The sequence below is a fragment of the Duganella aquatilis genome, assembly GCF_009674565.1.
GTDB lineage: Bacteria > Pseudomonadota > Gammaproteobacteria > Burkholderiales > Burkholderiaceae_D > Rugamonas > Rugamonas aquatilis.
On the sequence record NZ_WKJL01000011.1, the window covers coordinates 39534 to 52797 of the forward strand.

General features: G+C 63.6%; 14 protein-coding genes. 3 read left to right on the forward strand and 11 right to left on the reverse strand.

The annotated features are described in order from the left end of the window. Positions 1-5 precede the first annotated feature (5 nt). From GJ698_RS15825 to ugpQ, 7 genes are all read right to left on the reverse strand, one after another. On the reverse strand, positions 6-755 hold the full coding sequence (locus GJ698_RS15825) for an electron transfer flavoprotein subunit beta/FixA family protein (protein WP_154358696.1): 750 nt from the start codon (positions 753-755) through the stop codon (positions 6-8). Positions 756-927: 172 nt separating this feature from the next. Beyond that, positions 928-1185, reverse strand: coding sequence for a sulfurtransferase TusA family protein (locus GJ698_RS15830; RefSeq protein WP_154358944.1), 258 nt, complete (start codon positions 1183-1185; stop codon positions 928-930). Between the two features lie 213 nt (positions 1186-1398). Continuing rightward, positions 1399-4008 (reverse strand): alanine--tRNA ligase, encoded by a 2610-nt coding sequence (gene alaS / locus GJ698_RS15835; protein ID WP_154358698.1) that lies wholly within the window; start codon positions 4006-4008, stop codon positions 1399-1401. A 71-nt stretch (positions 4009-4079) separates the two neighbouring features. Next, positions 4080-4502: a hypothetical protein gene (locus GJ698_RS15840; RefSeq protein ID WP_154358700.1), complete on the reverse strand. Its 423-nt coding sequence runs from the start codon at positions 4500-4502 to the stop codon at positions 4080-4082. Positions 4503-4584: 82 nt separating this feature from the next. Continuing rightward, positions 4585-5214 (reverse strand): helix-turn-helix transcriptional regulator, encoded by a 630-nt coding sequence (locus tag GJ698_RS15845; RefSeq protein ID WP_154358702.1) that lies wholly within the window; start codon positions 5212-5214, stop codon positions 4585-4587. A 119-nt stretch (positions 5215-5333) separates the two neighbouring features. Further along, the gene (locus tag GJ698_RS15850; protein WP_154358704.1) at positions 5334-7310 is read right to left on the reverse strand and encodes a TonB-dependent receptor; all 1977 of its coding nucleotides are present in this window, start codon (positions 7308-7310) and stop codon (positions 5334-5336) included. A gap of 140 nt (positions 7311-7450) precedes the next feature. Next, a complete protein-coding gene (ugpQ, locus tag GJ698_RS15855) occupies positions 7451-8203 on the reverse strand; it encodes a glycerophosphodiester phosphodiesterase (protein WP_154358706.1) in 753 nt (250 codons plus the stop codon). Between the two features lie 48 nt (positions 8204-8251). On the opposite strand from ugpQ, the gene GJ698_RS15860 reads away from it, so the two are divergent. Continuing rightward, a complete protein-coding gene (locus GJ698_RS15860) occupies positions 8252-8965 on the forward strand; it encodes a M48 family metalloprotease (RefSeq protein ID WP_166454883.1) in 714 nt (237 codons plus the stop codon). A 48-nt stretch (positions 8966-9013) separates the two neighbouring features. Next, positions 9014-10243, forward strand: a complete 1230-nt coding sequence (locus GJ698_RS15865; protein ID WP_154358710.1) for a CaiB/BaiF CoA transferase family protein — start codon at positions 9014-9016, stop codon at positions 10241-10243. Positions 10244-10246: 3 nt separating this feature from the next. Here the strand turns inward: GJ698_RS15865 and GJ698_RS30500 are convergent, their stop codons facing one another. The 4 genes from GJ698_RS30500 to GJ698_RS15880 all read right to left on the reverse strand — a co-directional run bounded on the left by GJ698_RS30500 (position 10247) and on the right by GJ698_RS15880 (position 12033). Continuing rightward, positions 10247-10408, reverse strand: coding sequence for a hypothetical protein (locus tag GJ698_RS30500; RefSeq protein WP_166454884.1), 162 nt, complete (start codon positions 10406-10408; stop codon positions 10247-10249). Then, positions 10398-10655, reverse strand: a complete 258-nt coding sequence (locus GJ698_RS15870; protein WP_154358712.1) for a hypothetical protein — start codon at positions 10653-10655, stop codon at positions 10398-10400. Before GJ698_RS15870 ends, GJ698_RS30500 begins: the two co-directional genes overlap by 11 nt. Positions 10656-10691: 36 nt before the next feature. Beyond that, complete coding sequence (locus GJ698_RS15875) at positions 10692-11021, reverse strand: hypothetical protein (RefSeq protein WP_154358714.1); 330 nt, start codon at positions 11019-11021, stop codon at positions 10692-10694. A gap of 109 nt (positions 11022-11130) precedes the next feature. Next, on the reverse strand, positions 11131-12033 hold the full coding sequence (locus GJ698_RS15880; protein WP_154358716.1) for a LysR family transcriptional regulator: 903 nt from the start codon (positions 12031-12033) through the stop codon (positions 11131-11133). 116 nt (positions 12034-12149) lie between these two features. Here GJ698_RS15880 and GJ698_RS15885 point away from each other — a divergent pair, with 116 nt between their 5' ends. After that, the gene (locus GJ698_RS15885; RefSeq protein WP_154358718.1) at positions 12150-13208 is read left to right on the forward strand and encodes an NAD(P)-dependent alcohol dehydrogenase; all 1059 of its coding nucleotides are present in this window, start codon (positions 12150-12152) and stop codon (positions 13206-13208) included. Positions 13209-13264: the final 56 nt, after the last annotated feature.

The following is a 13264-nucleotide window of genomic DNA, read 5'->3' on the forward strand; positions in this document are numbered from 1 at the left end:
TTCCTTTAGATGACTTTAGCTTCGGTGCGCAGCTTGGCGACCAGGGTAGCGACGTCCGGGACGATGATGCCGGCGGAGCGTTTGGCAGGCTCGGCGACTTTCACGGTTTTCAGGCGCGGGGTCACATCGACGCCCAGATCTTCCGGCTTGGTCACGTCCAGCGTTTTCTTCTTCGCTTTCATGATGTTCGGCAGCGTCACGTAGCGCGGCTCGTTCAGGCGCAGGTCGGTGGTGACGATGGCTGGCAGCGTCAGCGACAGGGTTTCCAGGCCGCCGTCCACTTCGCGGGTCACGGTGACCTTGCCGTCGTCCAGCACCACTTTCGAGGCGAAGGTCGCTTGCGGCCAGCCCAGCAGCGCAGCCAGCATCTGGCCGGTCTGGTTGGAGTCGTCGTCGATCGCCTGCTTGCCCAGGATGATCAGTTGCGGCTGCTCTTTGTCAGCCAGCGCCTTCAGCAGCTTGGCCACGGCCAGCGGCTCCAGTTCGGTAGTGGTTTCGACCAGGATGCCGCGGTCGGCGCCGATGGCCATGGCGGTGCGCAGGGTTTCCTGGCACTGGGTCACGCCGGCCGACACGGCCACCACTTCCGTCACTTTGCCGGCTTCTTTCAGACGGGTCGCCTCTTCCACCGCGATCTCATCGAAAGGGTTCATCGACATTTTGACGTTGGCGATATCAACGCCGGTGCCATCGGACTTCACACGCACCTTGACGTTGTAGTCGACCACACGTTTGACGGGTACCAAGACTTTCATAGCTGTGCCTTTGGGAAAAATAGAATTCGGGACAAATTAGTGGGCTAGATTATATGAGAAATCCGCTCCGCACAATAAATTAAAGCACGATCGTGCGATTTTTCGCTAGTAGAAATCGTCTAAAAAATAAATCTTCAAGACGGATTTCTATGGAGGAAGAGTACAGCGGCTGTTATTTGCGCTGCATCAAAAATACAAATTCACGGCCAGTCTGGACGTGCGACAACAGGGCGTTGCCGGTCTGCTTGCTAAAAGCCTGGAAATCGCGCACCGAACCCGGGTCGGTGGCCATGATGCGCAGCACTTCACCACTTTGCAGTTCCGACAAGGCCTTTTTGGCCTTCAGAATAGGCAACGGGCAATTCAGGCCACGCGCATCCAATTCCTTGTGGAATTCGATGGTTTCGTTTTCAAGTATCGTTTCGCTCATCAAGAAACCCGCTCGTAGGTAAGGAGGTGACGCCATACTACTCCTTTTTGGAGGGGATGACGCGCTGCACCAAAATAGTTCGTTGTACGTTGCAAGTTCGCAACGCAAGCCGGAAAGTATACAACACTACTCCACATACGACAACGGCCCGCGTTCGATCGTCAATCGAGCGCAGGCCGCATAAATACTGCTTTACAGCGGGGTTTTAATGCTTTATACGCGCTCGCCCACCCATGCCGCAACGCCCGTCAGGGCGCCGGCCAGACCGCTAGGATCGGTGCCGCCGGCCTGCGCCATATCAGGGCGTCCGCCGCCTTTGCCGCCCACTTGTTGTGCGACGAAGTTGACCAGCTCGCCTGCTTTGACCTTGCCCACCGAGTCGGCGGTAACGCCGGCGATCAGGCTGACCTTGCCGTCGTTGACCGATGCCAGCACGATGGCGGCGGTCTTCAGCTTGTCCTTCAGCTTGTCCATGGTTTCGCGCAGCGCGGTGACGTCGGCGCCTTCCAGCGTGGCCGCCAGCACCTTGATGCCCTTGACGTCGACCGCCTGGCCGGCCAGCTCATCGCCCTGGCCGGCGGCCAGTTTCGATTTCAGCGCCGCCAGTTCCTTCTCCAGCGATTTGACCTGGTCCTGCACCGCGCCAATCTTGGCGGTCAGCTCGTCCGGATTCGATTTCAGCGCGGCAGCCGCTTCGTTCAGCTTGCGGGCCATGCCCTGCACCAGCGCCAGCGCGCCTTCGCCGGTCACGGCTTCCACGCGGCGGATGCCGGCCGCGACGCCGCTTTCACCGATGATCTTGAACAGGCCGATGTCGCCGGTGCGCTGCACGTGGACGCCGCCGCACAGCTCTTTCGAGGTGCCGATGTCCAGCACGCGCACTTCGTCGCCGTACTTCTCGCCGAACAGCGCCATGGCGCCGTGCTTGACCGCGTCGTCGAACGACATGTGCTGCGCCTTGGTGGCGTGGTTTTCCAGGATCTCCTTATTGACCTTGGCTTCCACTTCGGCGATCTGCTCGGCGGTCAGCGGCGCGTTGTGGCTGAAGTCGAAACGGGTTTTGTCCGGATCGACCAGCGAGCCTTTCTGCGCCACGTGCGAACCCAGCACTTCGCGCAGGGCTTTGTGCATCAGGTGGGTGGCCGAGTGGTTGCGGATGGTGCGGCCGCGCTTGTGCAGGTCGACCTGCGCCGACACGGCGTCGCCGACCTTCAGCGAACCCTGCGCCAGCACGCCGTGCTGGCCGAACACGTCGGCCTGGATCTTCAGCGTGTCTTCCACGTTGAACACCGCGCCGGCAGTGCTGATGACGCCCTGGTCGCCGACCTGGCCGCCGGACTCGGCGTAGAACGGCGTGGTGTCCAGCACCACGATGCCCTGCTCGCCGGCCTTCAGTTCCTGCACCGGTGCGCCATTGGCGTACAGGGCGATCACTTTGGAATTGACGTTCAGGTCGTCGTAACCGACGAATTTGGTTTTCTCGCCCGAGTACTCGACGTTGGCGGCCATCTTGAACTTGCCGGCGGCGCGCGCGGTCTTCTTCTGCTGTTCCATCGCGGCGTTGAAGCCCTCTTCATCCAGCGTGATGTTGCGTTCGCGGCAGATGTCGGCGGTCAGGTCCAGCGGGAAGCCGTAGGTGTCGTACAGGGTGAAGGCGGTGCCGCCATCCAGCTTGGTTGGATCCTTGGCCAGCTGCGCTTCCAGGATCTTCATGCCGTTTTCCAGCGTTTCGCCGAAGCGCTCTTCCTCGGCCTTCAGCGTCGCGGCCACGCGCGCCTTGGCTTCGGTCAGCTCCGGATAGGCGGCGCCCATCTCGATGTCCAGGTCTTCCACCAGCTTGTAGAAGAACGGCTTGGTCTGGCCCAGCTTGTGGCCGTGGCGCAGCGCGCGGCGGATGATGCGGCGCAGGACGTAGCCGTGGCCTTCGGCGCCAGGAATGATGCCATCCACAATGAGGAACGAGGCGGCGCGGATGTGGTCGGCGATCACGCGCAGCGATTTCGATTCCAGGTCGGCGGCGCCGGTTTCGCGCGCGGCCGCCTTGATCAGGTTCTGGAACAGGTCGATTTCGTAGTTGCTGTGCACGTGTTGCAGCACGGCGGCCAGGCGCTCCATGCCCATGCCGGTGTCCACGCATGGCTTCGGCAGCTTGTGCATCACGCCCGCTTCGTCGCGGTTGAACTGCATGAACACCAGGTTCCAGATTTCGATGAAGCGGTCGCCGTCTTCCTCGGTCGAGCCCGGTGGGCCGCCCCAGATGTCGGCGCCGTGGTCGTAGAAGATCTCGGTGCACGGACCGCATGGGCCGACGTCGGCCATCTGCCAGAAGTTGTCCGAGGCGTAGCGCGAACCCTTGTTGTCGCCGATGCGGATGATGCGCTCTTTCGGCACGCCGATCTCGTTGGCCCAGATGTCGTAGGCTTCGTCGTCTTCAAAGTAGACGGTGACGGTCAGCTTCTCGGCCGGCAGCTGGTAGACCTTGGTCAGCAGTTCCCAGGCGTAGTTGATGGCGTCGCGCTTGAAGTAGTCGCCGAAGCTGAAATTGCCCAGCATTTCGAAGAAGGTGTGGTGACGCGCGGTGTAGCCGACGTTTTCCAGGTCGTTGTGCTTGCCGCCGGCGCGCACGCAACGCTGCACGGTGGTGGCGCGCGAGTAAGGGCGCGTATCCAGGCCCAGGAACACGTCCTTGAACTGCACCATGCCGGAATTGGTCAACAGCATGGTTGGGTCATTGCCTGGCACCAGCGGGCTGGACCGGACAATGGTATGACCCTTAGATTCGAAAAATTTGAGGAACTTCTCGCGGATTTCAGATGATTTCATGTCGTTATAGGGTAAATAGCTGGCTGGTGCAAAAAAAGGATTATGCCACAGCCAGCCCGTACTTCCCCCAACTAACGCGTCGCCAGCCTCACCACCTGCTCGGTGATTTCCCCCGTGGCGAGGTTACGTTGCGGCTGCGCCATCAGCACTTCGCCGCCGGCCTCGCCATCGTCGGCGAAGTCGATCCGCACCTGCAGCTTGCGGTCCAGCGCCACGAAGGTGTTGTGGCGGGTGGCGACCATGCGGTGCGGCCCCTGGTTGTCGATTTCACCATACAGCGCCGTGCCGCCGCCGCGCACGTGCAGCGTCTGGCCGTTGGCAAGATCGTATGATCCGCGGAATTGCCGCATTTGCCAGTCCTCCATGTAATAGCGCTGATCCGGCTGGTCGATCGTCAGGCGCGGCGCGGCAACGGTCACGATCTCATCGCTTTGCTGCGCTTGCGCGCCCATGGCAGCGCACAGCGCCAGGCCCAACAGCCATTGAATTTTCATTTTCCCCACTCCCTGTCTTGTTGATCTCGCACCGCCGGCCGGCAGCGTGTCACAAGTCTAGGCAGCGGTGCGAGCAGATACATCACTCGAACGATTGAGCGCGCACGGCGGCCGGCACGCCGTGCAGCATCGACACCAGCTCGCCCTGGCGGCGCGTGCCGGTCTTGCGGAACAGCTTTTGCAGATGGGTTTTGACGGTGTGCAGGCTGATGTCGAGCGCGGCCGCGATGTCTTCCAGCGCTTCGCCGTGGGCCAGCGCCTGCGCCACGCCGGCCTCGGCCGGTGTGAGGTCGAACAGCTGCATCAACAGCTGGCGCGGCAGGCGGTGCGTCTCGGGATCGCCGGCCATCACGATGGCGCAGGCCGGCAGCGCGGCCAGCTCGTCCGGCGGCAGGAAGGGCACCACCGTCAGCAGCAGCGGCTGGCGGTTGCGACGCGGTAAGCTGAGAGCATACAGATGGGCCGTATCGTGTGGCGAACCGAGCGCGGCGGCAACCAGCTGCGCCAGCGACTTGTCGCCGCAGGCGGCGTCCTGCAACAGCTTGTCGCCGTGCAGCCGCAAAGCCGTATCACGTTCCAGCAATTCGCCGGCGGCGGCATTGGCGTGCAACAGGCGCAACTCCGCATCGACCAGGAACACCGCGATGTCCATGTGATTCAAGGCGGCGTCCAGATAGGTAGCAACCGCATAGGACGTTAGCGCCAGCTGCATGTCCTTCCCTTCGCTAATTCTGGAATCAGCTTAGAAGCCGATCGCCAGAATATATACTCGGAATGTCACGCCGGGCGAAAAAATTTAAATGAACATGCTGTTTGGTTTAGCTGACTTGCTTAAAACTTGTAGCGTCCGGTCACCTGCAATTCGCGCGGATTGACCGGCGTGATGGTATAGCCATCCGAGGTGTAGCCGCGCTTGTCGCCGCTGTTGACCAGGGTGACGTCGATGCTCCATTTCTTGGTCTTGTAAGTCGCCGTCAGGTCGATGCTCGACATGGCCGGCAGCGTGACGCCGTTGTCCGGCAAGGTCGCCACGCGGCGCGATTCGAACACATAGCCGGCGCCCAGGCTCCAGGCCGGATTCAGGTCGTAGCCCAGGTACAGGCTGGTGAACCATTTCGGCACGCCGGCCAGCGCGGCGCCGACCGGCAGCACGGTGTCGTGGCTGACGTAGGCGCTGGTGTAGGAAGCGGCCGCGTCCAGCTTGAGTTCCGGCGTGAAGGCGTAGCTCAGGTCTTCCTCGACGCCACGGCTGCTGCGGCGGCCCGAGTCGATCTGGAAGTTGGGGCTGGCCAGATCCTGCGTCAGCACGTTCTTGCGGGTGATGGAAAACAGCGAGGTGGTGGCCTTCAGCGATTCGTCCGGCGCCGTGTATTGCAGGCTGCCCTCGACCTGCGTGCCCGCTTCAGGACGGAACAGCTTGCCGCTGGCGCTCTTGGCGCCGATCTGCGGCCGCGACGAATTGGTCCAGCTGAGCGCGGCGATCCATTGCGGATTCAGCTGATAGGTCAGGCCCACGCGCGGCGAGAACAGCGCATCGTTCTGCGACACGCGCGTCTCGCCGGCCTCCTGCAGATAGTCGCGATAACGCTCGACGCGCACGCCCAGCAGCAGCCGCATGGCCGGGCTCAGCTGGAAGCGGTTCTGCGAATACAGCACCAGGTTGTCGGTGCCGTAGACCTGATCGGCCAGCGTGGTCAGCGCGCCGGACATGGCGGCGCCATACACCGGATGGTGGATGTTGATCGATGCGCCATCGCCGACGTCGAGCCTGTAGCTGTAGTCGAAACGCCCTACTTCCAGGCCCAGCAGATAATCCACCGGCACCTGCCACAGCGCGGCGCGGCCGAAGATTTCCGACTGCGACACGAAGATGGTCTGCTCGGCGTGGTCGCGCTGCGACACCCGCTTGACCATGCCGCTGGCGTCCACCAGTTCATCGAGGCCGTAGTGGAAGGTGTCATAGCTCAGGCCGCTGTCGCGGTAGCTCTCGGACTGGTACATGAACGCCTGGCGCAGGTGCGCGCCGTTCGCCAGCTTGTAGTCCAGTTCCAGCCGGCCGGTGTTGTCGACGATGCGCGCCTGGTTGACCGGCTCGCCGAGGAAACGCTGCGCCGGCAGCGACATCAGCGCCTGGTTGGCCACCAGCTGCGGATTCCAGGTGGTTTGCAGATAGCCGCCGTTGTAGGCCGCCGTCAGCTTCAGGTCCGGCGTCACGCGCCACTCCACCACCGGCACGATGAAGACCGAATCGCGGCTGTTGCGGTCGGTATAGGTGGCGCCCTTGTAGGCCTGGGCGTTGACGCGGTAGGCCACCGTGTCGTCCACCACATCGGCGACGTCGACCCGCACGCGGCTCAGGCCGGGGCTGCTGGCGAACAGGCTGATGTTGCGGTAGTCGCTCAGGCCCGGCATCTTGGCGATGCTGTTCAGGTCGCCGCCCGGCTTGCCGTTGCCGTACAGCGCCGAGGCCGGGCCTTTCAGCACTTCGATCGATTCCATCGAGCAGAAGCATTCGGTGCCGAGGTAGCCGTAGTCGCGATGGCCGTTGCGCAGCGCGCTGTCATTCTTGAAGCCGCGCAGGAAGTCGCGGTTGTACTCGGAACCGCCGAAGGTGGCGGGCGCGACGGCGCCGGCGGCGTCCAGGTCGGTGCGCTCGACCACCAGCGCGGTGACCGGGCGGTCCAGCGCGGCCGCCTTGGCCGCCTCGGTCGGCGTGCCGGCGTCCTGGGCGCGCGCGGTGGCCGCCGCGCACAGCGACAGCATCAGCGCCGAACGGCGCAAGGTACTAGGGGAGATCGTCTTGGACATGATTTCTTGTTGTGGGAAAGAGGAGGAAAAATTGACGCGGAAACAACATGTGGACGCATGATAGCGGCGGACAGGCAGCAAAAACCGCCGTGTAGCACGTTTGTGCTACACGGACCGGTTCAGACTGTGGCGGAAGAGACTCAGGCGAAGGTGGGGCCGATCAGATCGATGCGGTCGGTGCAGAAGCCGTCCACGCCCCAGGCCAGGATTTCCCGGCCGCGCGCGGCGTCGTTGACGGTGTAGCAGAACAGGCCGAAGCCGGCGGCCTTGATCTGCGCGGCCAGTTCGGCCGTCAGGTGCTTGTGGTTGGTATGGATGGCGACCGCGCCCAGCTCCTGCGCCTGGGCTTGCCAGTCGGCCGGGATCTGGTCCAGCAGATAGCCGCGCGGCAGTTCCGGTGCGGCGTCGCGCGCGGCGGCCAAGGCCTCGAAACTGAATGAGGACAGCAGCGGATAGCCGGCCGGGTCGCCGGCGGCCAGTTCGGCGGCATAGCTGTCGCGCGTGACCTTGGCCACCCAGGCGCCGGTGTCGGCCTCGAAACCGTCGGCCGGCTTGATTTCCACGTTCATCCAGATGCGCTGCGCCTTGCAATAATCGATGAACTGGGTGTAGAACGGTATCGGTTCGTCGCGGAATGCCGAGCCGAACCAACTGCCGGCGTCCATGCCGGCGAGGTCGACGGCGTCGGTCTGCGGCACGCTGCCCTGCCCGGCCACGGTGCGGCCGAACTCGGGATCGTGGATCACCATGCCGATGCTGTCGCGCGACAGCATCACGTCGAACTCGACGGCGCGAAAGCCGTAAGCCAGGCCGGCGCGCAGGCCGGCCACGGTGTTTTCCGGCGCCAGCGTGCCGCCGCCGCGATGTGCAACAATTTTTGGATAGGGCCACATGGCTAGCCTTGAAAGGTTGTTATGGCAACGATAGCAACGTTATCACGAATGGCCGCTTTGCTGCTAGCGGCGGCCTGCTGCCGCGCCGCCGAAGAACCGACGCAGGACGAGGTGATGGCGCGCGCCGCCGTCATCTATGCCGACCGTTTGGGGGAGTTCGTGGTCGATCGCGATCCGCGCTTTACCGCCCGCGTGCGCGGCGTGGCCGACGTGCTGATCGCGCAGGCCCGGCGCGACTATCCGGAAACCGCCGGCTGGGCCTGGGAAGTCCACACCACCGACGACGCGCGCCAGAACGCCGACTGCATGGCCGGCGGCAAAATCCTGGTCAGCCAGCAGTACGTCGAACGCCTCGGCCTGGGCGACGCCGAGCTGGCCATGCTGCTGGCGCACGAGATCGAACACGCGGCCCTGCATCACAACCTGCTGGAATACCAGGCCGCGCTGCGGCTGGAACCGGCGTGGGCGCAGCGGCCGTTCGCCGAACTGGAATACGCGGTCGACAACGACGCCGGCCTGATGGCCAGGCTGGCCGACCTCAACTACGGGCAGGAACAGGAAGCCGACCGCGAAGGCCTGCGGCTGGCGTGGCGCGCCGGCTGGCCGGCGGCGCAGCTGGCCGGCTACTTCCGCAAGATGGTGCGCGCCAGCGACTGGCCGCACGGCAGCAAGCCGGATTATCCGTCGCCGTCGCAGCGGCGGCGCGATGCGCAGGCGCTGGCGCTCCTCTTGCAAAAAAACCACGTGCAGCCGGGCGACTGAACCACTACACTAGCGGCCTGATTGTTCGCTCAAAAGGTTATACACATCATGACAGCTCCCAAAGCGCTGGGCCACATCCGCGTGCTCGACCTGAGCCGCGTGCTGGCGGGACCGTGGTGCTCGCAGAATCTGGCCGATCTCGGCGCAGACGTGATCAAGATCGAACGCCCCGGCAACGGCGACGATACGCGCGCCTGGGGCCCGCCGTACGCGCGCGACGCCGAGGGCAAGGACACCACCGAAGCGGCCTACTACCTGTCGGCAAATCGCGGCAAGCGCTCGGTGACGGTGGACATCGCCAGCGCCGAAGGCCAGCAGCTGATCCGCGAGCTGGTGGCGCACAGCGATGTGGTGCTGGAAAACTACAAGGTCGGCCAGCTGAAGCGCTACGGCCTGGACTATGAATCGCTGAAGGCGCTCAAGCCGGACCTGGTGTACTGCTCGGTGACCGGCTTCGGCCAGGACGGTCCGTATGCGCACCGCGCCGGCTATGACTTCCTGATCCAGGGCATGGGCGGCCTGATGTCGGTGACCGGCGAGCGCGACGACCTGCCGGGCGGCGGCCCGCAGAAAGCCGGCGTCGCCCTGACCGACCTGATGACCGGCATGTACGCCACCATCGCCATCCTGGCCGCGCTGACGCACCGCGACCGCAGCGGCGAAGGCCAGTACATCGACATGGCCTTGCTGGATGTGCAGGTGGCGATGCTGGCCAATGCCGGCAGCAATTACCTCAACAGCGGCAAGGCGCCCAAGCGCTGGGGCAATGCCCATCCCAACATCGTGCCGTACCAGACGTTCCAGTGTACGGACGGCTACATCATCGTCGCCACCGGCAATGATGGGCAGTACCAGAAGTTTGTCGAAGCGGGCGGCCGCGCCGACCTGGCGTTCCACGAACGCTATGCCACCAATCCGCTGCGCGTGAAGAACCGCGACGAGCTGGTGCCGCTGCTGGCGGAGATGGTGTTGCAGCAATCGCGCGATTTCTGGATTTCGAGGCTGGAGGAAGTGGGCGTGCCGTGCGGCCCAATCAACGACCTGGACGACGTCTACAAGAATCCGCAAGTCGAAGCGCGCGGCATCGTCATGGAAGTGCCGCATCCGACGGCCGGCACCACCAGGCTTGTGCGCAGCCCGATGCGCATGTCCGCCACGCCAACCGACAACGCCGTCGCCCCGCCCCTGCTCGGCCAGCATACCGACGCCGTCCTGCACGACCTGCTCGGCCGCAGCGACGCCGACATCGCCGCCCTGCGCGCGAAAGGAGTGCTGTAAGGCCTAACGTCGTCGCAAACGTTCGAGATCACGGTCGTCACGCCGCATTTCCGCTCGAATTGCCCGGCGTGCGCCGCGTATCGCACCGGTCAACGGCGCAAAATAACGGCGCAAGCTGTCTCTGAACATCCGCTTGATGAAGCTCTCTTCATGATCAGTTTTCATTGGCAGCCCTCCGCAGTAATTTTCTGGCCGAGAAATACATGATAAGGACAAGCAGCACGACGTCCATGGCCAGCAGGAGGCGGGCAGCGCCGGACAAAAGATAATAGGAAACGTCACTGACGCCAAGCCAACTCAGTCCGCGTGCCGCCATTTCAATCACGGCGGCGCCAGCGGCTACCACCAGCACATATAAAACGCTGAATCCGAAATGCATGATCAGCTCCAGGTTGATTTGCTTGTTTTCCATGATTAATCAGGCCCCGTGCTGGCGGCCTGCTCCCCTTTAGACACTCATGTCACGCTTCAGTTCCTCAATCTGGCTGTGCATGTGGCTGACCGCGCCTTTGATCTGGCCGGACAAGGTGGGGATGTAGTTGCAGATGCGCCGCGCGCGTTCGGCCAGGATGTCGAGCTCGCGCACCAGCTTGCGGATGCGCGCCTCGTCGGCCGACTGCAAGATCTCGCGCGCGCCGTCCGCATGCTTGTCCATCAACTCAAGACAGTTGCGCAACTCCCTCGGCAAGCCCGGCTCGGCCGAGGCCGCCTGTGACGCCAGGCGCACCGCGCGTTCGACGAAATAAAACCGGTGCTGGATATCGTTTGGATGCAGCATGATGGTCTCCTCCATGAAGCAGGCACCAATGTGCCCGTGCGGATGAGACAGCGGAATCCCAAACCAGTTGCGCCAATCAGGCCCGGCACTGACGCAGATCAGGCCGCAATCAATTAGGGTTTTCCGCCGGCATGCGCGCCATATCGACAAAGGCGCGCAAGGCCGACGACATGCGCCGCTGGCGCGGGTAGTACATCATCAATCCGGTGGAAGGCGGACACCAGTCCTCCAGCACGCGCACCAGCTGGCCCGCCTCGATGTAAGGCAGCAGCCGGAACTCCGGCAAAAACGTCAGGGCCACGCCATCCAGCGCCGCCCGCAAGCCCAGCTGCGAATCGCCGACCGACAGGCGTCCCGGCACATCCACCTCCAGCCTGATATCGCCCTTGCCCAGTTCCCACTTGTAGATATTCCCGCGCGGGAAGCGGTAGCGCACGCAGTGGTGCCGCGCCAGGTCGTCCGGATGCCGCGGCACGCCGTGCTGCTTCAGATACGCCGGCGAACCGACCACCACAAAGCGCTGCGGTCCCCACACCGGCACGGCGATCATGTCCTCCGGCACATGCTCCTCGTAGCGGATGCCGAGATCGAAGCCGCGCTCGACAATATCGACCAGCCCATCTTCGCTGACGATGTCCAGCGAGATATCCGGATACGCCTCCAGGTAGCGCTGGATCAGCGGCCCCACCACCATCACCGCCGCATCGCGCGAGCTGTTGATGCGCAGCGTGCCGGCCGGCGACGCGCGAAACAGATTCATCTCCTCCAGCGCCAGGCTGACGCCGCCCAGCGCCGGCTGCAAGCGTTCCAGCAAATGCTTGCCGGCCTCGGTCAGCGCGACGCTGCGCGTGGTGCGGTTGAACAGCCCGACGCCCAGCCGGTCCTCCAGCGTGCGCACCGCATAGCTGACCGCCGACGCCGACAAGGCCAGTTCGGCCGCCGCCTTGCGAAAACTGCCGTGGCGTGCCACAGCGGTAAAAACAGCCAGGTGCGAGAGATTATCGAGCTGCATGATTGTGCAAATTTCCTGTTCAATTCATGCAGGTGTACGCGCTTGTTACCTGCATAGGCCAACAATTATAGTGCAGGAACAGATAACAATCGTTTATCCTCACCAAGGAGTTCCCCATGTTCCAGGCCCACGGCTACGCCGCGCACGACAAGCATTCCCACCTCGTCCCCTTCAGCTTTGAGCGCCGCGCGCCGGGCCTCAACGACGTGGTCATCGAGATCCTCTACTCCGGCGTCTGCCACTCCGATCTGCACCAGGCGCGCGACGACTGGGGCGGCTCGATTTACCCGATGGTGCCGGGCCACGAAATCATCGGCCGCGTCACCCAGGTCGGCAGCGGCGTGCACAAGTTCAAGGTCGGCGACCTGGCCGGCGTCGGCTGCCTGGTCGATTCCTGCCGCCATTGCTCGGCCTGCGAGGAAGACCTGGAGCAGTACTGCGAGAACGGACCGACCGTCACCTACAACGGCCGCGAACGCGACACCGGCGCGCCGACCTACGGCGGCTACTCGGACATCATCGTGGTCGACCAGCACTTCGTGGTCAAGGTGTCGGACAAGCTGGACCTGAAAGCCGTGGCGCCGCTGCTGTGCGCCGGCATCACCACCTACTCGCCGCTGCGCCACTGGAAGGTCGGCCCCGGCCAGAAAGTCGGCGTCATCGGCCTGGGCGGCCTGGGCCACATGGGCGTCAAGTTCGCCAAGGCCATGGGCGCCACCGTGGTGATGATCACCACCTCGCCGTCCAAGAGCCAGGACGCGCAGCGCCTCGGCGCCAACGAGGTGCTGCTGTCCACCGATGCGGACGCGATGAAGGCGCACGCCAACAGCTTCGACTTCCTGCTCAACACGGTGCCGGTGCCGCACGACATCAATCCTTACCTGGCGCTGCTGCGCCGCGACCGCACCATGGCCATGGTCGGCGTGCTGACCGAGCTGGACCCGCCGCCGAACGGCGTCAGCCTGATCCTGGGCCGCAAGTCGGTGGCCGGCTCGGCCATCGGCGGCCTCAAGGAAACGCAGGAAATGATGGACTTCTGCGCCGAGCACAACATTGTCAGCGACGTCGAGATGATCGCCATCCAGGACATCAACCAGGCTTACGAGCGTCTGCTCAGGAACGATGTCAAGTACCGTTTCGTGATCGACATGGCCAGCTTGAAAGATCCGTCGTAAGACCAACACACGAGCTAGCTGTGTGGGGGATATACACCGTGTTCTGATAAGATCAA

Coding starts and splice junctions, on each gene's coding strand:
- GJ698_RS15830 (WP_154358944.1), bottom strand. CDS start 1,185: ATGAGCGAAACGATACTTGAAAACGAAACCATCGAATTCCACAAGGAA.
- GJ698_RS15870 (WP_154358712.1), bottom strand. CDS start 10,655: ATGGAAAACAAGCAAATCAACCTGGAGCTGATCATGCATTTCGGATTC.
- GJ698_RS15860 (WP_166454883.1), top strand. CDS start 8,252: ATGGCCGCTTTGCTGCTAGCGGCGGCCTGCTGCCGCGCCGCCGAAGAA.
- GJ698_RS15875 (WP_154358714.1), bottom strand. CDS start 11,021: ATGCTGCATCCAAACGATATCCAGCACCGGTTTTATTTCGTCGAACGC.
- GJ698_RS15850 (WP_154358704.1), bottom strand. CDS start 7,310: ATGTCCAAGACGATCTCCCCTAGTACCTTGCGCCGTTCGGCGCTGATG.
- GJ698_RS30500 (WP_166454884.1), bottom strand. CDS start 10,408: ATGAAAACTGATCATGAAGAGAGCTTCATCAAGCGGATGTTCAGAGAC.
- alaS (WP_154358698.1), bottom strand. CDS start 4,008: ATGAAATCATCTGAAATCCGCGAGAAGTTCCTCAAATTTTTCGAATCT.
- GJ698_RS15865 (WP_154358710.1), top strand. CDS start 9,014: ATGACAGCTCCCAAAGCGCTGGGCCACATCCGCGTGCTCGACCTGAGC.
- GJ698_RS15845 (WP_154358702.1), bottom strand. CDS start 5,214: ATGCAGCTGGCGCTAACGTCCTATGCGGTTGCTACCTATCTGGACGCC.
- ugpQ (WP_154358706.1), bottom strand. CDS start 8,203: ATGTGGCCCTATCCAAAAATTGTTGCACATCGCGGCGGCGGCACGCTG.
- GJ698_RS15825 (WP_154358696.1), bottom strand. CDS start 755: ATGAAAGTCTTGGTACCCGTCAAACGTGTGGTCGACTACAACGTCAAG.
- GJ698_RS15840 (WP_154358700.1), bottom strand. CDS start 4,502: ATGAAAATTCAATGGCTGTTGGGCCTGGCGCTGTGCGCTGCCATGGGC.
- GJ698_RS15885 (WP_154358718.1), top strand. CDS start 12,150: ATGTTCCAGGCCCACGGCTACGCCGCGCACGACAAGCATTCCCACCTC.
- GJ698_RS15880 (WP_154358716.1), bottom strand. CDS start 12,033: ATGCAGCTCGATAATCTCTCGCACCTGGCTGTTTTTACCGCTGTGGCA.